Source organism: Streptomyces crystallinus, assembly GCF_039521265.1.
GTDB classification, from domain to species: Bacteria; Actinomycetota; Actinomycetes; order Streptomycetales; family Streptomycetaceae; genus Streptomyces; species Streptomyces crystallinus.
In genome coordinates this window covers 901,566-926,212 of sequence record NZ_BAAACA010000014.1, presented here as the reverse complement: position 1 = coordinate 926,212, position 24,647 = coordinate 901,566, and the positions used below count along the sequence as shown (strand labels likewise).

Below are 24,647 nucleotides of genomic sequence, written 5' to 3'. Positions count from 1 at the left end.
GGCCGCCGTCAGCGCTCCTCGAAGACCAGGTTCTCCGGGGGCTCGGTCATCCGGACCGTCTGGTCGGCGACCTCCACGACCGTCGACAACGTGGTGAACTGCCCCTTGGACACGATCAGTACGCGGTCGGGGCGCTGGTCCAGGAACGCCTTGAACCCGGCGAGCGAGGGGTCGCCCGCGCCCAGGACCAGATAGTCCGCCAGCCGCCGGAACAGCTTGGGCAGCACGACCGCGGTCTCGGTGAGCGACACCAGACCGTCGATCTTCGCGCCGGTCGCGGTCAGGTCCACCGGCCACAGCCCGTTGGCGGCCGTGCGCGCCTCCTGCACCGCGGCCGTCATCGCCGCGCGCAGCTCGACGAAGAGCTTGGTGTAGTACGTCGGATAGGCGAGCCCGTCGGCCAGCTGGGCGAAGTTGGCGGTCCGCTGGACCAGCGCCGCGTCCACGAAGTGCTGCCGTCCGCCGGGCGCGGGCGCCGGGCCCCGGCCGGCCAGTGCCACACAGCGCCCGTGCAGGTCGGCGCCCCGGGTGAGGACGAATCCGGGCGCCCGGTCGGGCTCGGAGGCGGTGACCGTGCCGTGCGCGTCGCGCTCGACGCCGGTGAAGCCGAGCCACCTGGTGAGCGCGTCGGCCGCCGCGTCCGCGAACGGCGGCGGCTGGTGCGTCTCGCGCCCGTGCGCCGGGATGTAGTGCGTCTCCAGCGTGTCGATGCCGTCCAGGCGCAGCTGGGCGCCGCCGGTGCTGTTGCGCTGGACGCGGTGCGGCCCCGGCACCAGGTCCCACTGGGCGGGGTCGGCCGGGTAGAAGCGGACGGAGTCGCCGTCCGGGCGGGCACCGGTGATCCGGTAGCTGCCTTCGATCACGAGCATTCCCACGACGGCCTCCTCCGTGTGCGCACCGCGCACCTCCAGCATCCGCCGCCCATGCGCCGCGTGCGCCCGGGCGGGCCGATACTTACGGTCGGCTGAGCCCCGGCGCGCACAGCGCCGTACGCCGTTGCGCGTACCTCCCGTCCGCTGCCACCACGGCCTCCTCCTGCGCCACGGCGCCGGTTCGCCCGGACGGCCCCCCATCGGTAATACTCAGCACATGACTTCACGCATTACGAGCAAGGGTGGCGAGGGCGTGCGGATCCGGCGCGCGATCGCGCGCGACGCCAAGCGCCTCACCCGGCTCGTACGGTCGTCGCGCGCCTACGAAGGCCCGTACGCCGCGATGGTCGCGGGCTACCGGGTGGGCCCCGACTACATCGAGACCCACGAGGTGTACGCGGCGGTCGGCGCCGACGACCGCCTCCTCGGCTTCTACGCCCTGCTCCTCGCCCCGCCCGAGCTCGACCTGATGTTCGTGGCGGACGACGCCCAGGGGCTCGGCATCGGGCGCCTGCTCATCGCGCACATGACCGGCCGCGCCCGGGCCGCCGGCCTCGACCGCGTCCGGGTGGTCTCGCACCCGCCCGCCGAGGGCTTCTACCGCAGCGTGGGCGCGCTGCGCGTCGGCACGGCCCGGGCGAACCCGCCCGCGGTGCTGTGGGACCGGCCCGAGCTGGAGATCCCGATTCCCTGACCGGTCCCGGCCCCTTCAGGAGGTCGGCACCCCGACCTGGCTCCATGCCTTGGTGACGGCCTGGAGCTCGTCGCCGTCGCCGTACAGGGTGCGCGCGGTGGCCACCGTGAGGCGGCTGAAGTCGGCGAACTGGGCGTCGCTCGCCAGCTCCCCGCCGGTCAGCGTGGAGTACCAGATCTTCCCGGCCCGCTCCCAGGCGTTCCCGCCCAGGGCGTTGGCCACCAGGTAGAACGCGTGGTTGGGGATGCCGGAGTTGATGTGCACACCACCGTTGTCGCGGCTGGTGCGCACATAGTCCTCCATCGTGGCGGGCTGCGGGTCCTTGCCGAGCCGCGGGTCGTCGTACGCCGTGCCCGGCGCCTTCATCGACCGGAGCGCCTCGCCGTGGATCTCCGGGCCGAGCAGCCCGGCGCCGATCAGCCAGTCGGCCTGGTCGGCGGACTGTCCCAGCGCGTACTGCTTGATGAGCGAGCCGAAGACGTCGGAGAGCGACTCGTTGAGCGCGCCGGACTGCCCGAAGTACTCCAGGTTGGCGGTGTACTGCGTGACGCCGTGGGTGAGTTCGTGGCCGATGACGTCGACCGGGATGGTGAAGTCGAGGAACAGCTCGCCGTCCCCGTCGCCGAACACCATCTGCTCGCCGTTCCAGAAGGCGTTGTCGTACTTCGCGCCGTAGTGGACGGTCGCGTTCAGCGGCAGCCCGGAGTCGTCGATGGAGTGCCGGCCGTACGCCTTGAGATACAGCTCGAAAGTGGCACCGAGTCCGGCGTGCGCGCGGTTGACGCTGGCGTCCTTGGACGGCGTGTCGCTCTCGGAGTGGACCTTGGCGCCGGGCAGCGTCTCCACGTGCCGGGCGTCGTAGATGGTGCGGGCGGGCTTGTCGGACGGCGTGCCCGTGGGGGCGGCCATGCCACGCACGGTGGTGATCCGGCGCTGGGTGCGCAGAAGCGCGTCGTGCTCCAGGGTGCGCCGGGCTGGCTCATACGTGAGGGGGTCCTCGGCCTGCGCGAGCTTGTCGAGGACGTGGGGCGGGACGATCGTGCAGAACACGGTGTTGGTCTCCATGCCGAGCAATGTGGCACAGCGTGACCGGTTAGGTGATACCTGTAGTCGAGTTGGCCGAAAATCGGTGGCGGAGTCGGAACCACCGCTTCTACGGACGGTGACCGCGCCCGTCTGTCAACACCGCCGTCACAGCCAGCCGTTGCGGCGGAACCCGCGGTGGATGGCGACACAGGCGACGGCCATGACGACGAGGGCGAGCGGATAGCCGTACGTCCAGTGCAGCTCCGGCATGTGGTCGAAGTTCATGCCGTAGATCCCGCACACCATCGTGGGCACCGCGACGATCGCCGCCCACGCCGTGATCTTGCGCATGTCCTCGTTCTGCGCCACCGTCACCTGGGCCAGATGGGCCTGGAGGATCGAGTCGAGCAGCGCGTCGAACGAGCCGATCTGCTCGTTGACCCGGGCCAGATGGTCGAAGACATCGCGGAAGTACGGCTGGGTCTCCGGGCCGATCAGCGGCATCGGGTCGGTGGCGAGGGCCTTGAGCGGCCGGTACAGCGGCGTCACCGCCCGCTTGAACTCCAGGAGTTCGCGCTTGAGCTGGTAGATGCGGCCCGCGTCGCCGCGCCCGGCGCTGTCGCTGAACACGGCGGTCTCCACCGCGTCCACGTCGACCTGCATCGCGTCGATGACCACGAGGTAGTCGTCGACGACGTGGTCCGCTATGGCGTGCAGCACCGCCGCCGGGCCCTTGGCGAGCTGGTCGGGCGTCTCTTCCAGTGCCTCGCGCAGCGGGCCGAGCGAGCCGTGCCTGCCGTGCCGCACGGTGACCACGAAGTCGGGCCCGGTGAACACCATCAGCTCACCGGTCTCGACGACCTCGCTGGTCGCGGTGAGCTCCTCGTGCTCGACGTAGCCGACGGTCTTGAGGACCGCGAACAGGACGTCGTCGTACGGCTGGACCTGCGGGCGCTGATGGGCGCGGACCGCGTCCTCGACGGCCAGCGGATGCAGCCCGAAGAGCTCGGCGATCCCGGCGAACTCCTCGGCGCTCGGCTCGTACAGCCCGACCCACACGAACCCCTCCTTGGCCTTGCGCACCCGCCGTACGGCCTCCTCCACCGGGCAGTCGCCCGGCTGGCGCACCCCGTCCCGGTAGACCACGCAGTTCACCACGGCGCTGCCGAGCGGCGAGCGGGCCGGGTGGCTGAGGTCCACCGTGCGGCGGTAGGCACGGCGGACCGCCCTGCGGAGGTTGCGGATCATGGGCACGGCGTGGCACTCCTTCGGCGGATCGGCGGCCAGTGTGCCATGCGCGACTCAAGGACCGGTCGCCGCGCCGAATCCGCAGGTCACAGCTGTGCCGTGACGTCCCCGTCGAAGGCGGCGGCGAGCCGCAGATAGCGCGCCGCGTCCTCGGACCGGCCCTGGCGCTCCAGGGTGCGGCCGAGCATCAGCGTCGCGTACCGCTCGACGGGGTCGCGCTCCAGCACGGCCCGCAGCTCGGTTTCGGCCTTCTTGAGCTGGGCCGAGTGGTAGTAGGCACGGGCGAGCAGCAGCCTCGGCGCGACCTGCTCGGGCACCTCGTCGACGATGCCGGTGAGGATGCGTACGGCCGTGACGTACTCCTTGGCCTCGAAGAACTGGTGGGCGCGGTCCCAGCGCTCGGCGGTGGTCCCGAACGCGTAGTAACGCTCGTCGTAGCTGTCGACCACGGAACGTCCTTCCTGGGCTGTGCGGGGACGGGACCCGCCTCGGGCGAATACGAGGACGCCAACCAGGTGTGGTGGTTGAAAATTCCACCACCCCTTGTCCCCGCTATGCGTGGGAGGCTGCCACCGGGTGCCCCGAGAGGAATAGGTTGACCGTCATGAGCAATCTCGATCGTCAGGCCACACTCTCCGTGTGCGGCGGCCGCGGCTTCGTCGTCGCCGAGCCGGTGCGCGAGCTGCTGTCGCCGCGCACCGTCAAACTCGGCGAGTCCACCGAGGTCCGCCGGCTGCTGCCGAACCTCGGCCGCCGCATGGTCGGCGCCTGGGCCTTCGTCGACCACTACGGCCCGGACGACATCGCCGACGAGCCCGGTATGCAGGTGCCGCCGCACCCGCACATGGGGCTCCAGACGGTGAGCTGGCTGCACGAGGGCGAGGTGCTGCACCGCGACAGCCTGGGCAGCCTCCAGACCGTACGTCCGCGCGAACTGGGTCTGATGACCTCGGGCCGGGCGATCAGCCACTCCGAGGAGAGCCCCCGCCCGCACGCCCGCCTGCTGCACGGTGCCCAGCTCTGGGTGGCCCTGCCCGACGCCCACCGCCACACCGAGCCGCACTTCCAGCACCACGCGGACCTGCCGACGGTCACCGCGCCGGGCCTGACGGCCACGGTGATCCTGGGCGAGCTCGACGGCGCGGCGTCTCCGGGCACGATCTACACCCCCCTGGTAGGCGCCGACCTCACCCTCGCGGCGGGCGCGGACCTCTCCCTCCCCCTGGACCCCGACTTCGAGTACGCGGTCCTGTCGATGTCCGGCGAGGCCCACGTCGACGGCGTCCCGGTCCTCCCCGGCTCCATGCTCTACCTCGGCTGCGGCCGCACCGAACTCCCCCTGCGCGCCGCCTCGGACGCGGGCCTGATGCTCCTGGGCGGCGAGCCGTTCGAGGAGGAGATCGTGATGTGGTGGAACTTCATCGGGCGGTCGCAGGCGGACATCGAGGAGGCGCGCCAGGAGTGGATGACGGGGGCGCGGTTCGGTGAGGTGAAGGGGTATGACGGGGGGCGGTTGGCGGCGCCGGAGTTGCCGGCGGGGGTGTTGAAGGCGCGGGGTAGGGTGCGCTGAGCTGGGGTTTTCATGTCTCGCACAGATGCGGGAGGGGGTGGCTCCGGGGATGGCCCATGAGCCCTTGCCGACGTTCCTCCGGGAGCGGCAGCCCTTCACGAGCACGGCTCACTCGCGCGGAGCGTCTTGCAGGGTTCGGGAGTTGTGAGCAGGCCTGATCGGACTGTTGATGACCCTTTGCTGGCTCTACTGACAAGGATCAGATGAGCCCGGGCGTTGGCTCGGTAATCGGTGGATCCCCCGGTTTCGATAACCTGGGGGATCCACCGCTGATTGCCGCCCGCTCATGGTTCGGTGCCATCCGAGAAAAGGGGGAGCCTTGTGCGGTGCGGACGCCTACGCCGTCCCTCGATCGGTGACCACGCTGAAAAGTCTCAGCCGTCGGTCAATGCGATGGTCCCTGTGAAACTGGAAGCGAGCGCCCGGTGGGCGGGGTTGGTCTCTTCGCGGGCGGCCTGGCGGAAGAGGCGGACCAACTCCTGCCGGTCCTCAGCGGGGGCCTGGTCCAGCCGCCTCAGCAAGGTCCCCGTCCATGCGCTGGTGATCTCGGTGGCGTGATCCTTGTCGACGGTGTCCTTGTCGGCCAGCTCGATGCTGCCGAGCAGGGCTAGGTAAGCGGCTGCGAGAATCTGGGCTGGGGTCGGTGAGGAACCGGCCATGGCCCTTGGTTTGTCTGGGAGCAGGCAGAGTTCATCGGCCAGCTCCAACGTTGACCGGTCTGCCGCCCAGAAGCCCCGGCGAGCCATGTCCTGACTGTGCATCGCCCCGGCGAGCCTGCGGAACATGCGCGCCAGTTCCTGCCGGTCATCATCGCCCAGGCCGTGCAGACCGTCCTGCATGATCCGGATGCCCCGCCCCGTGAGCCGAGCCTTTCCCTCCGCGCTGATACCGGCCCGTGGACCACGATCGTCGCCGCTCGGGGCGCAGGAGCGGACGGCCGCGATGAGACCGAGCACGCCCTCCGCGAGGATGTGCACGATGAACCACTGCCGCGGCTGTGTTCCCGCAACAGGGATTCCCGAGGCCAGGTCGTTGGCCTCGCTCGCATCACGAGGATGGAAACCGGCAAGCACGAGCACGCTCCTGATCGCCGCATCCATGAGCGAGCCGACCTTCTCCCCGTACTCGATCACCGGCTCCCGTAGATCGAGCCGATCCGGCTCCATAAACCCTATGACGGCCTCGGCCAGGGATGCTCCGGGATTCCAGCCCACGTAGACACCGCCTGCGGGACCGCCCATGGTGTTGACAGAAACGCGCGCTCCGGCCCGACTCTCGCTCGGGGCGCTGGAAAATTCCACGTAAGCGGGGAGCCCTGCGTGCTGCAGCTGGCCGCAGACCGCCTCCGCAAGCGCGTGCCGCTCGGCGATGACTTCTTCGGGAGCGTGCAGAATCCCGTTCTTTTCGGCGTTGGCCCGTAACTGGGGGTCTATATACGTCAAGACTTCTCCTGAATCGGTCGTTCGCAGCGACAAGGGTTCGGCTTTTCGATTCTCCATCTCGATAGACCACTTCCCCTGCCGATGCGTGAACGGCATAGAATTTCGGACACTGCCAGGCCTCACCGGAACGTACGTTCCGGTGAGGCCTGGCAGCGATTACTCACCGCATATGGTCAGTCGTGCTTCTGTACCTCAGCTCCTTTGTCGCCCAGCGCGGAAGGGGCCAGTCTCCCACCGTTGGCTCGCTTGATGTAGGTCGCGAGAAGGCTCTTTGCCGCCGACTCGTAGCCAGGGCCGTAGGGGACGGAATAACTGATCGGGGTGCCTGCCGCGAGGGCCTTGGCAAGGGAATCAGCGCAGTCGCCGCACGGTTGCCGTTCGGTGTACATGGCGGTGATCTTCTTGGGATCGACACCCTTCTTCTTCAATATGTCGAGGATCTCTGTCTCGGAGTGGCCGCTGAACTTGCTGTTGGCGATCACGTAATCACCGTTTTTGGGGTCGTTCCAACCGGGTACCCTCGCCACGGCTACGTTGTGGTCCGCCTCGAAGTATGTGCTCTCAGTCCGGTACTTGTACGCCAGGTGACTCATCTCGTCGCTGTTGTAGGCGATCAGCTCTTCGGGGCATTTTTCTGCGGACGCGGCGATCGCGTGGGACCGCGCTGCGCGGCCACCTTTGAGGCATGTCTTGGTGAAGTTGTCGAGAAGCTTTGCGCCAATGCCCACGCTGGCGGCCTCGGTGAGGCCGGCGGTGCGCAGCCCCTTCCATGCGTCCCCGAGTCCGATGCCGAACCTCAGAGCAGCATCCAAGGCCTTGACGGCGTCGGAGATCGCCTTGACGGCGATGTCCCCGAGGACCAGGGCGGTGATGTCGAAGGCAGCCCAGCCGCAGTTGCCCCAGCTTCCGCCGCCTCCGGTGATCTTGTCCCAGCAGCCGGTGAAGTCCTCGGTGAGCGCCTTGATGAATCCCTTGGCGACGGCGTGGTTGAAGTCCTGTTGGCCGATTGTGTAGGTGACCTCTTGGGTCTGGGGCTTCTTCAGCTCCTGGCTGTCGAGGAAGAGGGTGTCGGAGGGGAGGCATCCTGACTGGGCGTCGGGGATGTCGGGGTTGGTGCACAGGTAGAGGTCGACGAAGACCTTCGAGGTGATCGTCGCGGTGATGATGCAGTCGCCGGTGTGGAGGATGGCGTTGCAGTTGTCCTTCTTGACGTTTTCCGGTTCACCGACGGGTTCGAGCTTGGTCTTGAAGAAGACGCCGCCGATGCTGCCGGCACCGGTTGAGATCTGGGTGTTCTTCTGTTTCGTCTCCGCTCGCTGGGATGTGGCCTGGGTGTCCTTGGCGGCCTGGTCGGCCTCTTTTGCTGCCTGCTCCGCTTCGGTGGCGGCGGTGTTGGCGCGGTCGGCGGCGGCGACTGCGTCCTTGGCGGACTGTGCGGCCTGGGCCGCGGCCTCGCGGGCTGCCGCCGCGTCGAGAGCGGCCTGGTCGGCGGATTCCCGGGCTTCCTTGGCATAGCCTTCGGCGCGACCGGCTGCCTTGTCGGCGGCTGCCGCGTCCTCGGTGGCCTGCCGGTCGTATTCGACCGTGCGGGCCAGCGACTTGGCGGCTGCGGCCGCGTATCCGGCGGCTTGTGCCGAGTAGCCGAGGGCTTCCTTCGCATAGCCTCGGGCTTCCGCCGCGTACGCTGCGGCGTTCGCGGCGTGGAGGTAGGCCTCCTTCACATCGCCTTGGGCCTGGTTGGCGATGTCCTTGGCCGCCTCGGCCTCGGTTTTGGCGTTGTCGGCGTGTGCCTGGGCGACGGCCTGCTGCTGCTCGGCGACCGTCCGCGAGGCCTGCCCGGTCAATACCACCAGGGAGGCTGTGCTGTCGGTGTCCGCGTACGGGCTGCCGAGCTGGACGGCGTCGTTGGCCGGCTTGGCGACCTGCCGTGCCGCCGCCGTGGCATCGGCCGCCGCCTGCGCGGTGACGTGGGCGTAGCCCGCGGCCTTCGCTGAGGCGGCGAGTGCGGTGAGGGCCTCCTTCATGGCGGCGTCGGCGTTGGCTTTGGCGCTCTTGGCCTGGGCTGTGGCTACGTTGGCCTGTTTGACCGCGGCTGCGGCTTCGACTGCCGCGTGCTGAGCGGCCTCGATGGCATCGGCGGTGGCGCTGGTGGCCGTCCGGACCGCCGCGTCGGCCTTCAGCTTCGCGGCCTGCGCGCCATCCGCGTCGGCGCGTGCCCGCTTGGCCGCGGCTTCCGCCCTGGTGGCCGCGGCGTCAGCCTCGGCAGCGGCCTGGGTGGCGGCATCAGCCTCGGAACGGGCGCGCTTGGCTGCCGCCACAGCATCGTTCGCTGCGGACGCGGCCTCATCCGCCGCCTTGCGGGCGGCGTCAGCGGCCTCACCCGCGTCCAGGGACTGCGCGTACGCTTCCTTCGCATCGGCCTTGACGCGCGCGGCGTCGGCCTTCTGCTCGGCGTCATAGGCATCGCTCCGCAGCCCCACCGCCTTGTCGCGGGCCTTGACCGCATCGTCACGCTTGCCCTTGGCCGTCTGCTCAGCGGCTTCGGCCCGGTCTTTGGCGTCCTTGGCCTTCCCCGCCTCGGTTTGGGCGTTCTGCTTGTGTTGGTTGGCCTCGCCCTGCTTGACGGCGGCCGTCTCCTTCTCCGCCTTCGCCTTCTGCTCCTCGGCCTCCGCCGCGAGGCGCTTGGCGTGAGCGTCGGCCGCAGCGGCTTTCGCCTGGCCCTCGGCCTTGACGGCGTCGGCGAGCTTCGCCTTCGCGGCCTCCGCGTCGGTCTTGGCGTTGTCGCGGTGCATCTTGGCCGCGTCCCGGGCGGCCTTGGCCTGCAACTCGGCGGTCTCGGCTGCCTTCTTACGGAACTCGGCGCGCACCTGCGCCGCCTGAGCGAGGGCGCGTTGGGTGATGGTGTCGCTGTCGGCAGCCGAGGCGCGGGTGGCGGCCTCCGCCGTCTCCCCGGCCTTCACCATCGCCTCCAACGCGGCGACAGTGCCCTGGGTGACCTGGTCCTTCTGCTGGCCGACGATCAGCCCCCGGCCTCGCGGAGCCCCGTTCTGGTCAGCGATCGCGTAGGCGGCCTGCTGCGCCGTAGTGGAGGTCGCGGCAGCCTTCTTGGCGGTCTCCAACTGGGTGCGGAGAGCGTCGAGCTGCTTTTTCGCCTCCGTCTGTGCAGCGGTGACGTTCGCCTTGGCCTTGTCGACGTTCGCCTTTGTCGGGGCCGGGCCGGTGTGGCCCTTGGGGGAGACCTTGAACTTCAGCCCGTCCGTCCCGTTGCACGGGTAGAGGAAGGCGTCCTGGCTGTTGGTGAACGTGTGCAGGTCCAGGCACTTTCCCGTACCTGTGTTCTTCAAGCTGGTGGTGGCGCGGACATCGGCTTCCCACGTCTGGGCCGGTGCCTGATTGCAGTTCCAGATCTGGATCTTCGTGCCGTCCGCGCTGTTGGCATGGTCGACGTCCAGGCACTTGCCCGACTTCACGTTCCGTAAGTGCAGGCCACTGCCGTCCGGCTCCAGGCGCCAGTCCTGCTCCGGCCCGTTGTTGCACGTCCAGATCTGCACGGCAGCGCCGTTGTCCGCGCTTCCGCCCGCGACGTCCAGGCACTTGCCCGGAGCCGCCACCACCTTGATCACGTTGGAGGCGTCACCGATCCAGCCGACGCCGCCCTCGGTGGAGTAGTCCAGCCAGCGAGTGGAGTAGTCCGCCACCCACGACTGACCCAAGAGCCTGCCCAGGGCGAACGTACCCTCCTGCAACGCCTTCGCCGCAGTCGAGCTCGCACCGAGAATCTGCTGGCGCTGTGGGGCCTGCGAGACGATCTCCTGCTGCCACTCCGCAGAGGCCTGCCCGACCTCCTTGCCCAGAGCCCGGTTCGGGTCGATCGGGTCGTGCCACGAGCACGTGGCGAAGCGAGCCTTCAAGTCCTCGACCGTGATACGGAACTCGGGACTGTCCGGGGCCGGCGCCGACGTGGGGAAACCCCCCGAGGACAGGAAGATCCGGGCGTCATCGGTGAACACCCGGGGGATGAACCACTGGTTCTCTTCGGCCTTGCCGGAGTTCTTCTTCCACAGCGCCCACGCCTGCTGCTCCGCCGTAGTGCCTCCGGTGGTGTACAGCGGGTCACCGATCGCGAGCGCGGCGGCCTTGGTCTTGTCGTCCGCAGTGGGTGAGGAATCCGCGAGCGGATTGATCACGTCCAGTGCGTAGGACTGGTATAGCCAGGGAAGCAGCCCGACCTGATCGAAGATCTTGCCACCCCCGCGCGGCGGGTGCGGGTAGTCCAGGCCGCTCACCGCGCCGGACCACGCCTGCTCCTGGTCACTGACCTTCTTCAGCCACTGATCGGTGAGCGCGCTGTCCGCGTTGCGGGCCTGATGCAGAGGAGTCTTGTCGTCCATAAGGTCCCGGTGGACCTTCTGGTGGAGCTGATCGGGCGGCAGGGTGACCGCGTCCTGCGCCAGCGCGTACATGCTGGGCCCGCCCTTACGCAGGGCCTCAGCTGCCACGCACTGGTCCTCGCGCAGCTGTTCAGCGGTCTTCGAGTCGTAACCGTCGTAGGAATCGCCGACCAGGCCCATGTCGTCCCGGCCAGCAGTCCCCGCAAGATCGGGTCTTACAGCGAGGCCGACCACCATCGCGACGGCGGTCAGCAGAAGAATGATCCGGGCAGCCAATGCCGACTGTCCCGGCCTGGGTAAGAGAGGGCTCGGTGATCTGGAACGCATAGAAGGTGCTGCCTTTCGTCCCGAGGTCGAATCGGCCCAGGGCACACTTCACCCTCACGGGCGCCAGCTGTTCCCCCGGCCACTGCTGGATGTGCTCACACGGCGGACCGGGTCGGGATCCACCATGGATGCGGGCAACCGTAGGTCCAACCTCACGACATAGAACAGGAGTTTGATTATTCTGGCTGAAAGCGCAACCGGCCCCGCGGCGGCACCAGGACGTGTTGGCCTCCTGGCCAGGCGATCCCGCGATGTTCCTGTGACGTGGACGCGTGCCGTTGACGGCATGCGCTGAAGGCGGTTCTGTCCGATTCTCGGCACCGCGCATTGCGGGGAAGATCGCCGGCGCCGTCCAGGAGTTCGGCGAAGGTGTCGATGCCTGGGTGAGTCTGCGGCCCACGAACGCGTCATCACCAGCCTGGCGGACATGGTGAAGCTGCTCGGAAGTGCCTGCCAACGGCGCCCTGAGGGGAACGGAGGGAGCCTCGTCGCGCTGATGCTGACCTTTTGCTGACCGCCAGCAGCCTGCCATACTTCTGACCTGTGGAAACGCTACAACTACGCAAGACGTGTGGGAACTTCATCGGGCGGTCGCAGGCGGACAACGCGCAGGTGCGGACGAACTCGACGGAAGGCAACCGCTTCGGGACGGTGAAGGGGTACGACGGCGCCCCGCTGCCGGCCCCGGCACTCCCGGCCGTGGCGCTGAAGGCTCGGGGGCGGGTGCGCTGAGCGGGTCCGATGTTCCGGCGTTAGTCGGTGTGGCCAGGGGGGTGCGGCGGGTCTCGGTCCTGGCCGGCCTCGTGGTCGTCCTGCTCGGTGTGGTGTACGCCGGGCACAGCCGGCCCGGTGCCGTGGACCGGTGGCTGGTCGACCCCACGGTCGACAGTGTGCGGGGGCCGTGGCGGCGGGTTGCCCTGGCTCTGGACTTCCTGGGGGAGCCCGGTGGGTCGGTGGGGCTGGTCCTGGTCGCCGTGCTGGCGTGTCTGGTGCTGCGGTGGGTTCGCGGAGCCGTGTTCACCGTCGTGGGGGTCGGTCTCACCGTGGTGGTGGCCACCGTGCTCAAGCACCTGGTGGGGCGCACCATCCACGGTGACGGCAACCTCTCCTACCCCAGCGGCCACACCGCCTTCTTCACCGCGCTCGCCCTCGTGGTGGCCCTGCCGGCGACCGGTCTGCTCGGCCTCGGCAGGACGGCCGGGGCGTGGTGCGTGGCCGTCGCGGCGCTCGCCGCCGGGGGCGCCATGGGCTGGGCGCAGGTCGCCCTGGGCGCGCACTATCCGACCGACGTCCTCGGCGGCTGGTGCACCGCGTTGGCGGTGGTCCCCGCCAGCGGTCTGCTCGTCGACCGGGTCGCCGGCACGCGGTGGCGGAAGGCCCGCTGACGGTGTGTCATGCCAGGCGGCGGAACACCGGCTTCACCGGCCTCCCGCCCAGCCAGGGCGTGGGGTCGCCGGCGTCCAGCGCCTTCCGGTACACCGCGCACGCCTGGGCCACCACGTCCACCGTGTGGTCGATGTCGGCGTCGTCGAGCGCGCTGCTCACCACCAACGACGGGGCCAGCACCCCGCCCGCGAGGAGCCGGCGCAGGAACAGGGTGCGGTACGGCTGCGACGGCTGCCCGCTCTCGTCGAGGGTGGCGAAGACCAGGTTGCTGGCCCGGCCGCGGACCACGACGTGGTCGCCCACGCCCATGGCGGACGCGGCCGCGCGGACACCGGCCGACAACCGCTCGCCGAGGGCGTGGAGCCGGGCGGTGACGCCCTCCTCGGCGTAGGTGGTCTGTACGGCCATCGCGGCCGCCAGCGCGTGCGTCTCCGCGCCGTGCGTCGTGGACAGCAGGAACACCCGCTCGCGGGAGTCGCGCAGCCCGCCGAGCTCCATCAGCTCGCGGCGCCCCGCCAGCGCGGACACGGCGAACCCGTTGCCCAGCGCCTTGCCGAACGTGGAGAGGTCGGGGACGACGCCGTACAGGCCCTGGGCGCCCGCCTCGGACCAGCGGAAGCCGGTGATCATCTCGTCGAAGACCAGGACACAGCCATGCCGGTCGGCCAACTCCCGCAGGCCGCTGAGGTATCCGGGCGGCGGCTCGGTGTGCGTGGCGGGTTCGAGGATCAGACAGGCGACCTCGCCCTCGTACCGGGCGAGCAGTTCCTCGGTGGCGGCCAGGTCCCCGTACGGGAACGCCACGGTGAGCTCGGTGGTCGCCGCCGGGATGCCGGCGTTCATCGGTGTGGTGCCGATGAACCAGTCGTCGACGGAGTAGAACGGGTGGTCGGCGCAGATGGCCACCCGCGGGCGGCCGGTGGCGGCGCGGGCGAGGCGTACGGCGGCGGTGGTGGCGTCCGAGCCGTTCTTGGCGAACTTCACCATCTCGGCGGTCGGGACCGTCGCCAGGAAGCGCTCCGCGGCCTCGACCTCCACGATGGACGGCCGGACGAAGTTGCTGCCCCGGTCGAGCTCCCGCCGTACCGCCTCGACCACGCGCGGATGGGCGTGGCCGAGGCTCACCGACCGCAGTCCCGAGCCGTACTCGATGTAGCGGTTGCCGTCGACGTCCCACACATGGGCCCCGCGGCCGTGGCTGATGACGGGGGCCAGGTGCTCGGGATACTGGTCGTCGCCCTTGGCGTAGGTGTGCGCGCCCCCGGGGATCATCGCGTGCAGCCGCTCGTTCGCCTCCCGCGACCGGGGCAGGAGCAGCCTCTCGGCGCCTTCGGAGTGCTGGGTGCTCTCGGTGCGTTCGGTGTTCTTCGTGTCCAAGCCGGCCTCAACTCCCTATGTCGTGCAGGACCTTCGCGAGGGTCGGTGCGTTCCGGTCCCGCTGGGACATCGAGGTGACCGGTAGCGGCCAGGGTATGGCCAGCTCCGGGTCGTCGAAAGCGATCGTCACGTCCTCGGCCGGATCGTGCGGTCGGTCGATCCGGTACGAGGTGTCGGCGGGCTCGGTCAGCGACTGGAAGCCGTGTGCGCAGCCCGCCGGGATGTACAGGGTCCGCTGGGTCTCGCCGGACAGCTCGAAGGTGGCCCGGTTGCGGTAGGTCGGCGAGTCCGGCCGCAGATCCACGACCACGTCGAAGATCCTCCCGTACGAGCAGCGCACGAGCTTGGCCTCGCCGGCGCCGGAGCGCAGGTGCAGGCCGCGCAGCACGCCCTTGGCCGAGCGGGACACGCTGTCCTGGATGAAGGCCTCCGGGTCGAGGCCCACCGAGCGGACCACGTCGGCGTCGAAGGTGCGGCAGAAGAAGCCGCGTTCGTCGGCGTACGGCGTCGGCTCGAAGAGGTACGCGCCGCTGATCTCCGGGACTTCGGTCGCTTTCATCGGGCCTCCCGATGGGTGGGGGTCCTCGCGCGGCCGTTGGCCGGGAACAGGACTCTGGTCAAGGCGGTGAACTGGTGGGTGAGTTGCTCCGCGGCGGTCCGGTTCCGCTCGGTGAGGACCTGCCGTACCTCCTGCGACCGCTTCTCCAGCGCCCGGAACTGGTCCAGCAGCCGGTCGGCGTCGACCTCGCGGGCCGGATGGCAGTACGCGCCGAGTCCCATCCGGTCCATCAGGGCCTCGCTCTTCACCGCATAGCCGACCGCGAGCGTCGGCGTACCGGTCTTCAGCGCGCAGATCAGGTTGTGATAGCGGGTCGCGACCACCGTCTCGGCGGCCGCGGTCTCCCTCATCAGATCGTCCAGGGAGGCCGTCTCGGCGGCAGTGACCAGCGGCGAGGCCACCGTGTCGAGGATCGCCTCGACCACCGGCGCGTCGCACCCGTCGCCGGTGAGCAGCCGGACCGGCCGGCCCTCGTCGGCCAGCGCGCCGACGAACGCGGTCATCCCGTCGACGTAGCGCCGGTGGATGTCCTCGGCGCGGGCGCGGTCGTCGTTGCCGCCGCGGAAGGCCATGACGCCCACACAGACCAGGCCCGGCGGACCCGACGGCGGGCCCGCAGGCGGTGTCGGCAGGGCGAACGCGAGGTCCGGGTAGACCTCGTCGCGCGCGGTGTCCACACCCATCGCGCGCATCGCGTCGCGCGACGGGGCGTCCCGGTACGAGCGGTACGCCGCCAGCCGCGCTGACCAGCGCACCAGGGCCCGGGTCGGCCGGTTCCCGATCTCGGCGGCGCCCACGCTGACCAGCGCGACCCGGGTGCCGAACAGCCTGCCGGACGCGCAGAGCAGGAACAGCGAGTACGGGAAGCCCCACGGCCGCAGCGGCAGCGTGGCCTCCAGGACGCCCATGCCCGGCACGATCACCACATCGTGCTTGCGCACCCACGCGGCCGTACGGGCGACGTCGACGACTTTGCCGAGGCCCTTCGACGCGATCGCGGCCGCACGTGACGCCGTCCGGTACTCGCCCCGGTACCAGTGCATCCGCGTCGCGGGTATCGCGAACCGGGCCGTGACGGCCTCGGGACCGCCGCACAGCGCGTCCACGGCCGCCCGCGGATGTTCGGCGCGCAGAAAGCCGAGCAGGGCCTCCAGTGACCCGTCGTTGCCGAGGTTGCCGGAGCCGAGGAGGCCGAACACGCCCACTCGTAGGGGAGTTTCGGCGGCGGACCTCATGCCTGGTCTCCTTCGGAACCCACAGGACCCCCGCGGCCCGTACGGCCCTCACGCCCGGCGACAAGGGCGTCGACGGAGACCGTGAGCAGGGCCGGGTCGACCGGGGCCCGGTCCTCCACCCGCTCCCCGGCTCCCGGCCGGGCCCGGCTGGTCATCCAGGCGGCCAGATGGCGGTGGCAGGCGCGCCGGTCGGCCGAGGACAGCGGCGCCCGCCCGATCGCCGAGACGAAGCCCCAGACGTACTCGGCGAGCAGCCGCGGCGTCGGGTGCAGCGGGCCCGCCCGGCGCGGGTCCAGGTTGACGCACCGGGCGCGCTTGGAGGGGTTCGCCCGCTCGGCGCGGGTGGGGTGGTCGCGGCGGAAGTACAGCAGCTCCGGCACCTGGTGGAAGCGCCCGTGCAGGGCGATCTCGGCGACATAGGTGCGGTCCGCGTGGTGGTAGCTGTCCATCGGCTTCACCCGGCGCAGCACGTCGGTCCGCATCACTCCGTAGAAGTCGTCGCCCCCGGGCTCGAACAGCAGGCTGCGGAAGCGCTCGGGCGCGCGGCGCGAGCCGGTGGCGAGGGTGTACTCGTACGGCACCTTCACCTGGCCGTCGCCGTCAATGACCGCCTGGTCGGTGTGGGCCAGGATGACGTCCGGCCGCTCGTCCAGGGCTTCCACACAGCGCTCGAGCAGGTCCCGGCCGTACAGGTCGTCGTGCGAGGCCCACTTGAACAGCTCGCCGCGCGACTCGGTCAGCACCCGGTTGTGGTTCGGGGTGGCGCCGATGTTGCGGGGCAGCCGGAGGTAGCGGATGCGGGCGTCCTTGGCGGCGTACTCGCGGCAGATGTCCTGGGTCCCGTCGGTCGAGGCGTTGTCGGAGACGATGAGCTCGAAGTCCTCGTAGGTCTGGCCGAGGAGGGCGTCGAAGGACTCGGCCAGGTACTCCTCGCCGTTGTACACGGGCAGGCCGATGCTCAGCCTGGGGTGGGCGGTCATGAGGTCCTCACTTCGGGGATGGAGTCGTGGCGGTGCTCGCGCAGGGCGGACCGCAGTTGCCACCACCACACGGCCGAGCCGCTGAGGGTCGCGACGGCGACGCCCCAGGCCGAGCCGACCGTGCCGGCGGCGGCCGCGCCGCCGAGCCCGCCGCCGACGTAGCAGGTGGAGGCGAAGAGCTGGCAGCGCAGGCTGCGCCGGGCCGCGGCCAGGGCGCGCAGCCCGGCCGCCGCGCCGGTGCCGAGGCCCGCGCCCGCGACACCGAGGGTGATCGGCACGATGAGCCGCGAGGCGGAGTGCCAGACGTCGCCGAGCATCAGCTCGCCGAGCCGGTCCGGCATCAGCAGCAGCGAGCCGCCCCAGAACAGCGCTCCGGCGGCCTGCCCGCCGCCGAGCATCAGACAGAAGGTGCTGAGGCGGTGCGGGGCCCGCCGCAGCACCCGGGCCGCCTCCGGGACGGTGACCAGCGAGAGGCCCATCAGCACGGCGAGGAAGGGGCCGAGGAGCAGTTCGGCGCCCCGCACCGCACCCACCGCGCCGACCCCCACGATCGCGCCGAGTCCGTACGCCCGCAGCTGGCTGGCGCCGCTGAGGCTGACGTTCTCGACGAGATACCGGGAGCCGAGGTCGCGCTGCTCGCGCAGCCACCCGCGCGCCTCGCCCACCCGCGGCCGGATGCCCGACTGGAAGTAGCCGTACCCGGCCGCCACCGTGGCGGACGCGCCCCAGGCGAGCACGAAGGCGGCCACGGTGTCCACGCGGTCCGCGACCACCATCGCCGGGACGAGCGCGAGGCCCCACACGACGTCGTTGACGAAGGCCTTGCGCCCGTTCCCGGCGGCGAAGAACGAGAACCGCCAGGCGTCCTGGAGCAGCAGCCCGGGCAGCATGACGCCCAGGCAGGCGAAGGCGTGCCCCAGGCGCCCGCCGACCCCGAGCCCGGCCACCAGGCACACCGCCCCGAGGGTGGCGCCGACGCCGAGCGCGGTGCCCGACGACCGGGCCACCGCCCCCCGCCAGGAGGCGTCCGAGGCGCCGCTGAAGCGCACCACCAGCGGGTCGGTGGCCAGGCCCCGGGAGACGTTGAGCACCACGCCGTAGGTCACCCAGGCCAGGCTGAACACGCCGAACGCGGTCACCCCCAGCGAGCGGGCCACGTAGATGCCCACCGCGAAGTTGGACATGCTGGAGGCCGCCTGGTCGGCCAGCCCCCAGGACAGCCGGCCGACGAGGGCCCGCCGGGCCGAGCCGGCCGGTGCCGTCGCCTTCTCCTCCTCGGTGGTCATCGCCGTCATGCCTTGATCAGTTCGGCGCCGTGCAGGGCGGCGGCCGCGGCGGCGACGGTGTCGAACGGCAGCCCGGACCGCTCGGCGACGTCCAGCAGCGCGTGCTCGCCGTCGGAGAGGCTGAGCACCCAGAGCATGGCCATCTGGGCCTCCTTGGTGTCGCTGCGCCCGCCGAGCGCGTCGTACAGCCCGCGCCGGCCCAGCTGCGGCTCGCCGTACGGGCTGAGGTTGACGTACCGCCGGTTGCGGTCCAGTACGGAGAACGCCTCGCGGCAGACGGCGAGCGTGTCCGCCATCGCCTCGGGGGAGACGAAGCCCGGGTTGTCCGCCGAGGTGTGGTACTCGGGGTAGCCCGCGTACGGCGTGCGGCTGAGCGAGCCCACACCGAGGTCGAACCCGGGCGAGCAGTACTGCCGCTCGTCATAGCCGTACGGAGTGAACTCCCGGACGCTGTGCGGGCGTTTGGAGGAGGAGAGCACGTGCCGCATCACCCGGTCGATCTCCGCGTCGCCGCGCCTGCTCTGCTTGTACGTCAGTTGGCCCCGGTCCCCGGCGCAGGCCAGGACGAGGCCGTGCTTGACCTGGTCGATCCGCTCCGCGTTGCGGGCCAGCCAGGTGATCGCCCCGATGGTGCCGGGCGCGTAGATGAACCGGTAGGTGTAGTAAGGCTGTTCCTCCGCCAGCGCCCGGGCGAGGTACGTCGCCACCGCGATGCCGGCCAGGTTGTCGTTGGCCAGCGAGGGGTGGCAGACATGGCAGGAGACGATCACCTCGTCGGAGACCTGCCCGGGGATCACGTGCTCGGCGTAGGTGAGGTGGCCGTCCTCGAGCGTGGAGTCGACGCACACCTCGTAGTCGCCGTCCGGCAGCGCGTCCAGGGTCTCCTGGGCCAGGCAGAACCCCCACTCCGGCTTGTAGTAGCTGGTGCGGTAGGGCACCCACTGCGGGTGGTCCGGCAGGGTGTGCAGGTGTGCGCGCAGCTCGTCGAGCGGCATGGTCGCGGACACCGGCACGCTGTAGCCGAGCACGTGCAGGCTGGACGCGGCGAAGTCGACGACCCGGTTGCCCTGGGCGTCGGCGACATAGGCGTCCCGGATGTTCCACTCCTGCGGCACCGTCCAGTCGAGCACCTGCGTCCCGGTGGGCACCTCGTGCGTCCGGAGCGGGATGTACTCGCCGACGATGTCCAAGGTGGCGCGCACACCGTCGCCCGTGATGCTCCGGCAGAGCGGGTAGAGCCGCTCCACCAGCGCGTACATCTCCTCTCCGGTGTGGGTCACCGGCGCCACCGCAGCGTGCCGTCGACCGTGCCCGCCTCGGACGCCGCGCGCAGCACGGCGAGCCGGGTGAAGCGACCCTCGAAGTCCTCCCGGGTCAGGGCGAACTTCCGGTAGGCCTCGGCGAGTTCGAGCGCCCCCCGCTTCACCGTCCACTCGCAGTCGAAGCCGGGGATCGCGGCGCGGAACCGGGAGAAGTCCACCCGGTAGGAGCGGGGGTCGGCGCCGTTCTCCCCGGTGATCCGCACCTTGGCGCCGGACACCGCCTCGGCCACCTGCTCGGCGATCTCGGCGACCGTGACGTTGTTGGTCTCGCTGCCGATGTTGAACGCCATGTCGTGCACCGCTTCCCGCGGCGCGGTCAGCGCGGCCGCGAAGGCACGCGCGATGTCGGCGGCGTGCACCAGCGGGCGCCACGGCGTGCCGTCGGAGAGCACCAGCACCTCGCCCGACAGGAGCGCGTGGCCCACCAGGTTGTTCAGCACGATGTCGGCGCGCAGCCGGGGCGAGTAGCCGAAGGCGGTGGCGTTGCGCATGTACACCGGTGTGAAGTCGCCGTCGGCGAGGGCGTGCAGGTCGTCCTCCACCCGTACCTTCGACTCCGCGTACGGGGTCACCGGGCGCAGCGGGGCGTCCTCGGCCACCAGGTCGTCGCCCCCGGCGGCGCCGTAGACCGAGCACGTCGACGCGTACAGGAAGCGCCGCACTCCGGCCTCCCGGGCCAGCCGGGCGAGGCGTACGGAGGCGTGGTGGTTGATGTCATAGGTGAGTTCCGGCGCCAGCGACCCCAGCGGGTCGTTGGAGAGCGCGGCCAGGTGGATCACGGCGTCCACCCCGGCGACGTGTTCGGCGGTGACGTCCCGCAGGTCCACCCGGTGCCCCGCCGGGTCGGCGGGCCGGGGGCCGAGCAGGCAGTCGGCGAACAGGTCGGCGTCGAGACCGACCACTTCGTGTCCGGCGGCCGTGAGGACCGGGGCCATCACGGTGCCCAGGTAGCCCTGGTGTCCGGTGAGCAGTACGCGCAAGGTTCATTCCCCCACAGTGGAAGTGCCCAGATCGAGCGTGAGTTTGGTGACGGCGAACGCCTCGGCGTAGCGCGCGTGGCATTCGATGCCGCGGATGCGTGCGAGACCGAGGAAGGCCTCCCGGTCGTACCAGGGCCGGTGCCGCTGCGAGGGGTAGTGCTCCTGCAACAGCCGCACCTTCTCCTCGGCGACCTCGGGCGACAGTGGTTGGTACGCCGACGGACGGCCGAGGTCGCCGTCCCACTTGACGATCTCGTAGCCGAGCACGAGGTGGTCGCGGAACGCGGTGGGCATCAGCCTCGCCAGGCCGCGGTGGTCCTGGTGCGCGTCGTCGGTGCGCGGGGCCAGGACCAGGTCCGGCTCGGTGCGCTCGCGCAGCTCCTCGACCGCGGCCTTCGCCTCGTCCCAGTGCACGGGCATCCGGCCGTCCGGCAGTTTGAGCACGGTCAGCCGCAGGTCGGCGCCCGGGCAGAAGGCGGCGAGCGCGGCCTGCTCCTCCTGCTCCCGCTCGGTGCCCCCGCCGGAGAGCACCAGCGCGTCGACGCGCAGGCCCGGCCGCGCCAGGCACATGCTCAGCAGGGTGCCGCCGGCGCCGATGGCGATGTCGTCGCAGTGCGCGCCCACCGCCACGATCCGCTCCAGGGGTCCGGCCCCGAGCCGGATCACGCCCGCACCCCGGCGCCGTCGCGCTCCCACACGGCCCACGGCCGGTCGCCCCGGGCATAGGCGGCGTCGAGCGCGGCCCGCTCCTTCACGGTGTCGGTCGGCTTCCAGAAACCCCGGTGCTGGTGCGCCACCAGCCGCCCCCGCTTGGCGAGTTGGGCGCAGCCGTCGGCGACCAGGTCCCCGTTCTCCGGTATGTGGTCGAAGACCTCCTGGCGCAGGACGAAGTAGCCGCCGTTCTCCCACAGCGGCATGTCGCTCACCGCGGTGATGCCCCCCACCAGACCGTCCTCGCCCAGGTCCACGCAGTGGAAGGAGGACTGCGGCGGCACCACCATCATTGACGCCCCGGCGTCGCGCCGGGCGAAGTTGTCGATCATCTCCGGCAGCGGGGCGTCGGTGAGCACATCGGCGTAGTTGGCCAGGAACATCTCGTCGCCGTCCAGATGGTGCCGCACCCGGCGCAGCCGCTCCCCGATCGGGGACTCGACGCCGGTCTGCGCGAAGGTGATCGTCCAGTCGGCGATGTCGGTGGACAGCAGCTCCGTCTGCCCGCGCCGCAGCACGAAGTCGTTGGACGTCGTCTCCTCGTAGGTGAGGAAGAAGTTCTTGATGTGCTGGGCCCCGTACCCGAGACACAGGATGAACTCGGTGTGCCCGAAGTACGCGTAGTAGCGCATGACGTGCCAGATCAGCGGTCTGGGGCCGACCATCGCCATCGGTTTGGGCATGTCGTCGGAGCCGTCGTTGCGCATACGCAGCCCGTAACCGCCGCAGAACAGGACGACCTTCATCGCTTGACCTCGACAATGCTCAGTTCCGGGATGGGGAAGACCAGCCGGCCGCCCCAGTCATGGACAAAGGACAGCTGCTCGACGAGTTCGTCCCGCAGGTTCCACGGCAGGACGAGGACGTAGTCCGGCTTGTCGGCCGCTATCCGCTCGGGCGGCAGGATCGGGACGCGGGTGCCCGGGGTGAACCTGCCGTGCTTGTACGGGTTGCGGTCGACGGTGTACGCGAGCAGGTCGGGCCGGATGCCGCAGTGGTTGAGCAGGGTGTTGCCCTTGCCCGGGGCGCCGTATCCGACTACCGTCTCGCCGCGCTCGGCCGCCTCGACAAGGAACTTGAGGAGGTCGCGGCGCACCTTGGCCACCCGGGCGGAGAACTCGGTGTACCCGGACAGCTCCTGGAGGCCGGCGGCCTTTTCCCGGTCCAGTACCTCCGCCACCCGGCGGCTGGGCTCCCCGGCCACCTCGGTCGGCCGCGCCCACAGCCGGATCGAGCCGCCGTGGGTGGGCAGCAACTCGACGTCCACCAGCGTGAGTCCGCCGCTGGCGAGCGCCCGGATCGCGGAGGCGACCGTGTAGTACTGGAAGTGCTCGTGGTAGATCGTGTCGTACTGGTTCTGCTCGATCAGGGTCAGCAGGTGCTGCACCTCGATGGAGACCCAGCCCTCGTCGGCGACCAGGGCGCGCAGCCCCTGGGTGAACCCGACCACGTCCGGGATGTGCGCGTACACGTTGTTGGCCACGACCAGGTCCGCCGGGCCGTGCTCGGCGCGGACGGCCGCGCCGGTCTGCGGGCTCAGGAACTCCGTGAGCGTGGGCACACCCGCGTCGCGCGCCGCGGCGCCCACGTTCACCGACGGCTCGATGCCGAGGCAGCGGATCCCGCGCTCCACCACGTGCCGGAGCAAGTACCCGTCGTTGCTCGCCACTTCGACGACGAAGGCGTCGGAGCCCTCGGAGCCCTCGGAGCCGAGGCCCACCTTTTGTACGGCGTCGGCCACGAACGTCCGGGCGTGCTCCACCCAGGAGGTCGAGTACGACGAGAAGTACGCGTACTCCTTGAACGTCTCCTCCGGAGTGATCAGCGGCGGGATCTGCGCCAGCCAGCAGTCCGTGCAGACCCGCAGGTGCAGCGGGTACGCGGGCTCCGGCTGGTCCAGTTGGTCCGCGGCGAGAAAGCTCTCGCACGGCGGCGTCGCCCCGAGGTCGACGACGCTGGCCATCGCCTCCGAGCCGCAGAGTCGGCATCGTGTCATCTGCTGTCCCCATCCCCCCTGCTCGCGCGGATGTCCCCGCCACGAGCCAGTACCGGCCGCCCCGCGATCGCGGAGCGGTACCCCTCCACCAGGCGTTCAAGGCCCACGGCCGGGCTGAACCCCTGCTCGTAACGGCGCCGGGCCGCCTCTCCCATCTCCCGGTTGCGCGCCTGTCCGCCGGTGATCCGGCGCAGACAGGACGCGAGCGAGGCGGACTCGCCCGGCTGGTGCAGCAGCCCGGTCACCCCGTCCTCGACGAGTTCGACGAAGGCGCCGTGGCCTGCGGCGACGGTGGGCACCCCGGCCGCCATCGCCTCCACGACCACCAGGCCGAACGCCTCCAGCCACGTCGAGGGGGCCACCACGGCCACCGCCCGCGCGATGGCCTCCTGGCACTGGGCGGAGTCGTACAGGCCGACGCGGCGCACGTCGTCCCGGCCCGCCGCCCAGGCGGTCACCTCGGCCTCCAGCGGCCCGGCCCCGGCGATCACCAGCGGTACGCCCACGCCGCCCCGCGCGGCCAGCTCGTCCCACGCGGCCATCAGCAGCCGTACGCCCTTGGCCTCCGCGAGGCGGCCGAGGTAGAGCACGTGCTCACCCTCGCCCGTTCGCCGGACGCCCGGCTCGGGGACGAAGTTGTGCTTCACGGCGAGGCGTTCGGCCGGCATGCCTGCCTGCACCAGCACGTCGCGCTGCGCCGCGGAGATGCAGAAGAACCGGTCCACGCCGGTCCACCACCGCCGCCGGTTGGCCGACAGGCTGACCGCGAGCGGCACCGTGGCGAGCCGGGAACCGCGGTAGCAGCCGTGCCGGACGGCGGGCAGCGGCGTCGCCCCGACGCACTCGGTGCACGGGCGGCCGTCCCGCTGGAGCGTGCCGGGCGGACAGACCTGGGTGTAGTTGTGCAGGGTGGCCACAACGGGCACACCGGCGTCGGCGCAGGCGGCGAGGACCGCGGGCGACAGCAGCGGGAAGACGTTGTGGACGTGCACCACGTCCGGCCGTTCGGTGCGCAGCCGGGCGGCGAGCTCGGTGCGGACCGCCGGGTTCCACGGCACAAGCAGCGGCACCTTGACCTTGCCGGGCAGCGAGCGGGCGGCGATGTCGTCGCTGCGCCGCTCGAACGCCTCGACCCGGTGGCCGGCGGCGCGCAGCAGCTCGGCTTCCTGGTCGACGACCTTGTTCTCCCCGCTCGGCTGCGCCGAGGAGTAGCGGTTGTGCACCACGAGGACGTGCATGCTTGGG

The 24,647-nt window shown here is 70.8% G+C and carries 20 protein-coding genes and 1 pseudogene; 4 read left to right on the top strand and 17 right to left on the bottom strand.

What is annotated here, in order from left to right; all coding sequences use genetic code 11:
* Positions 1–8: 8 nt before the first annotated feature.
* Entirely contained in the window at positions 9–869 is an 861-nt protein-coding gene (locus ABD236_RS14690) for a nuclease (RefSeq protein ID WP_344074244.1), read from the bottom strand.
* 220 nt (positions 870–1,089) lie between these two features.
* On the opposite strand from ABD236_RS14690, the gene ABD236_RS14685 reads away from it, so the two are divergent.
* Entirely contained in the window at positions 1,090–1,566 is a 477-nt protein-coding gene (locus ABD236_RS14685; protein ID WP_344074074.1) for a GNAT family N-acetyltransferase, read from the top strand.
* A 15-nt stretch (positions 1,567–1,581) separates the two neighbouring features.
* On the opposite strand, the gene ABD236_RS14680 is transcribed toward ABD236_RS14685, so the two are convergent.
* The 3 genes from ABD236_RS14680 to ABD236_RS14670 all read right to left on the bottom strand — a co-directional run bounded on the left by ABD236_RS14680 (position 1,582) and on the right by ABD236_RS14670 (position 4,289).
* The gene (locus tag ABD236_RS14680) at positions 1,582–2,631 is read right to left on the bottom strand and encodes a M4 family metallopeptidase (protein ID WP_344074073.1); all 1,050 of its coding nucleotides are present in this window, start codon (positions 2,629–2,631) and stop codon (positions 1,582–1,584) included.
* Positions 2,632–2,757: 126 nt separating this feature from the next.
* Positions 2,758–3,840 (bottom strand): magnesium/cobalt transporter CorA, encoded by a 1,083-nt coding sequence (gene corA / locus ABD236_RS14675; RefSeq protein WP_344074243.1) that lies wholly within the window; start codon positions 3,838–3,840, stop codon positions 2,758–2,760.
* Between the two features lie 86 nt (positions 3,841–3,926).
* Positions 3,927–4,289, bottom strand: a complete 363-nt coding sequence (locus ABD236_RS14670; RefSeq protein WP_344074072.1) for a tetratricopeptide repeat protein — start codon at positions 4,287–4,289, stop codon at positions 3,927–3,929.
* A 155-nt stretch (positions 4,290–4,444) separates the two neighbouring features.
* Here ABD236_RS14670 and ABD236_RS14665 point away from each other — a divergent pair, with 155 nt between their 5' ends.
* Positions 4,445–5,410: a pirin family protein gene (locus ABD236_RS14665; RefSeq protein WP_344074071.1), complete on the top strand. Its 966-nt coding sequence runs from the start codon at positions 4,445–4,447 to the stop codon at positions 5,408–5,410.
* A gap of 374 nt (positions 5,411–5,784) precedes the next feature.
* Here ABD236_RS14665 and ABD236_RS14660 read toward each other — a convergent pair whose 3' ends face one another.
* The gene (locus ABD236_RS14660) at positions 5,785–6,948 is read right to left on the bottom strand and encodes a hypothetical protein (protein WP_344074070.1); all 1,164 of its coding nucleotides are present in this window, start codon (positions 6,946–6,948) and stop codon (positions 5,785–5,787) included.
* A 77-nt stretch (positions 6,949–7,025) separates the two neighbouring features.
* Positions 7,026–11,519 (bottom strand): RICIN domain-containing protein, encoded by a 4,494-nt coding sequence (locus ABD236_RS14655; protein WP_344074069.1) that lies wholly within the window; start codon positions 11,517–11,519, stop codon positions 7,026–7,028.
* A gap of 627 nt (positions 11,520–12,146) precedes the next feature.
* On the opposite strand from ABD236_RS14655, the pseudogene ABD236_RS14650 reads away from it, so the two are divergent.
* Both ABD236_RS14650 and ABD236_RS14645 read left to right on the top strand, forming a co-directional pair.
* A pseudogene (locus ABD236_RS14650) lies at positions 12,147–12,302 on the top strand (pirin family protein); the annotation flags it as partial.
* Between the two features lie 29 nt (positions 12,303–12,331).
* Positions 12,332–12,955 carry a phosphatase PAP2 family protein gene (locus tag ABD236_RS14645; RefSeq protein WP_344074068.1) on the top strand — a complete coding sequence of 208 codons (624 nt, stop codon included), beginning with the start codon at positions 12,332–12,334 and terminating at the stop codon, positions 12,953–12,955.
* Between the two features lie 7 nt (positions 12,956–12,962).
* Here ABD236_RS14645 and ABD236_RS14640 read toward each other — a convergent pair whose 3' ends face one another.
* Genes ABD236_RS14640 through ABD236_RS14590 form a run of 11 tightly spaced genes read right to left on the bottom strand, consistent with a single transcriptional unit; the run spans position 12,963 to position 24,640 of the window.
* Entirely contained in the window at positions 12,963–14,333 is a 1,371-nt protein-coding gene (locus ABD236_RS14640) for a glutamate-1-semialdehyde 2,1-aminomutase (RefSeq protein ID WP_425543868.1), read from the bottom strand.
* Positions 14,334–14,340: 7 nt separating this feature from the next.
* Positions 14,341–14,892 carry a dTDP-4-dehydrorhamnose 3,5-epimerase gene (gene rfbC / locus ABD236_RS14635; protein ID WP_344074067.1) on the bottom strand — a complete coding sequence of 184 codons (552 nt, stop codon included), beginning with the start codon at positions 14,890–14,892 and terminating at the stop codon, positions 14,341–14,343.
* A complete protein-coding gene (locus tag ABD236_RS14630) occupies positions 14,889–16,127 on the bottom strand; it encodes a polysaccharide pyruvyl transferase family protein (protein WP_344074066.1) in 1,239 nt (412 codons plus the stop codon). The genes rfbC and ABD236_RS14630 overlap by 4 nt, the downstream gene beginning before the upstream one ends.
* Positions 16,124–17,107 (bottom strand): glycosyltransferase family 2 protein, encoded by a 984-nt coding sequence (locus ABD236_RS14625; RefSeq protein WP_344074065.1) that lies wholly within the window; start codon positions 17,105–17,107, stop codon positions 16,124–16,126. The genes ABD236_RS14630 and ABD236_RS14625 overlap by 4 nt, the downstream gene beginning before the upstream one ends.
* On the bottom strand, positions 17,104–18,402 hold the full coding sequence (locus ABD236_RS14620) for an MATE family efflux transporter (protein ID WP_344074064.1): 1,299 nt from the start codon (positions 18,400–18,402) through the stop codon (positions 17,104–17,106). The genes ABD236_RS14625 and ABD236_RS14620 overlap by 4 nt, the downstream gene beginning before the upstream one ends.
* Positions 18,399–19,682 (bottom strand): DUF4910 domain-containing protein, encoded by a 1,284-nt coding sequence (locus ABD236_RS14615; RefSeq protein WP_344074063.1) that lies wholly within the window; start codon positions 19,680–19,682, stop codon positions 18,399–18,401. Before ABD236_RS14615 ends, ABD236_RS14620 begins: the two co-directional genes overlap by 4 nt.
* A complete protein-coding gene (locus tag ABD236_RS14610) occupies positions 19,670–20,695 on the bottom strand; it encodes an NAD-dependent epimerase/dehydratase family protein (protein ID WP_344074062.1) in 1,026 nt (341 codons plus the stop codon). The genes ABD236_RS14615 and ABD236_RS14610 overlap by 13 nt, the downstream gene beginning before the upstream one ends.
* 3 nt (positions 20,696–20,698) lie before the next feature.
* The gene (locus tag ABD236_RS14605) at positions 20,699–21,361 is read right to left on the bottom strand and encodes a PIG-L deacetylase family protein (RefSeq protein ID WP_344074061.1); all 663 of its coding nucleotides are present in this window, start codon (positions 21,359–21,361) and stop codon (positions 20,699–20,701) included.
* Positions 21,358–22,152 (bottom strand): glycosyltransferase family protein, encoded by a 795-nt coding sequence (locus ABD236_RS14600; protein WP_344074060.1) that lies wholly within the window; start codon positions 22,150–22,152, stop codon positions 21,358–21,360. Before ABD236_RS14600 ends, ABD236_RS14605 begins: the two co-directional genes overlap by 4 nt.
* Entirely contained in the window at positions 22,149–23,402 is a 1,254-nt protein-coding gene (locus tag ABD236_RS14595) for a class I SAM-dependent methyltransferase (RefSeq protein ID WP_344074059.1), read from the bottom strand. The genes ABD236_RS14600 and ABD236_RS14595 overlap by 4 nt, the downstream gene beginning before the upstream one ends.
* Positions 23,399–24,640: a glycosyltransferase gene (locus ABD236_RS14590; protein WP_344074058.1), complete on the bottom strand. Its 1,242-nt coding sequence runs from the start codon at positions 24,638–24,640 to the stop codon at positions 23,399–23,401. Before ABD236_RS14590 ends, ABD236_RS14595 begins: the two co-directional genes overlap by 4 nt.
* Between the last annotated feature and the right edge of the window lie 7 nt (positions 24,641–24,647).

Coding starts and splice junctions, on each gene's coding strand:
- ABD236_RS14680 (WP_344074073.1), bottom strand. CDS start 2,631: ATGGAGACCAACACCGTGTTCTGCACGATCGTCCCGCCCCACGTCCTC.
- ABD236_RS14660 (WP_344074070.1), bottom strand. CDS start 6,948: ATGCCGTTCACGCATCGGCAGGGGAAGTGGTCTATCGAGATGGAGAAT.
- ABD236_RS14690 (WP_344074244.1), bottom strand. CDS start 869: ATGCTCGTGATCGAAGGCAGCTACCGGATCACCGGTGCCCGCCCGGAC.
- ABD236_RS14595 (WP_344074059.1), bottom strand. CDS start 23,402: ATGACACGATGCCGACTCTGCGGCTCGGAGGCGATGGCCAGCGTCGTC.
- ABD236_RS14590 (WP_344074058.1), bottom strand. CDS start 24,640: ATGCACGTCCTCGTGGTGCACAACCGCTACTCCTCGGCGCAGCCGAGC.
- rfbC (WP_344074067.1), bottom strand. CDS start 14,892: ATGAAAGCGACCGAAGTCCCGGAGATCAGCGGCGCGTACCTCTTCGAG.
- ABD236_RS14685 (WP_344074074.1), top strand. CDS start 1,090: ATGACTTCACGCATTACGAGCAAGGGTGGCGAGGGCGTGCGGATCCGG.
- corA (WP_344074243.1), bottom strand. CDS start 3,840: ATGATCCGCAACCTCCGCAGGGCGGTCCGCCGTGCCTACCGCCGCACG.
- ABD236_RS14600 (WP_344074060.1), bottom strand. CDS start 22,152: ATGAAGGTCGTCCTGTTCTGCGGCGGTTACGGGCTGCGTATGCGCAAC.
- ABD236_RS14620 (WP_344074064.1), bottom strand. CDS start 18,402: ATGACGGCGATGACCACCGAGGAGGAGAAGGCGACGGCACCGGCCGGC.
- ABD236_RS14665 (WP_344074071.1), top strand. CDS start 4,445: ATGAGCAATCTCGATCGTCAGGCCACACTCTCCGTGTGCGGCGGCCGC.
- ABD236_RS14625 (WP_344074065.1), bottom strand. CDS start 17,107: ATGACCGCCCACCCCAGGCTGAGCATCGGCCTGCCCGTGTACAACGGC.
- ABD236_RS14630 (WP_344074066.1), bottom strand. CDS start 16,127: ATGAGGTCCGCCGCCGAAACTCCCCTACGAGTGGGCGTGTTCGGCCTC.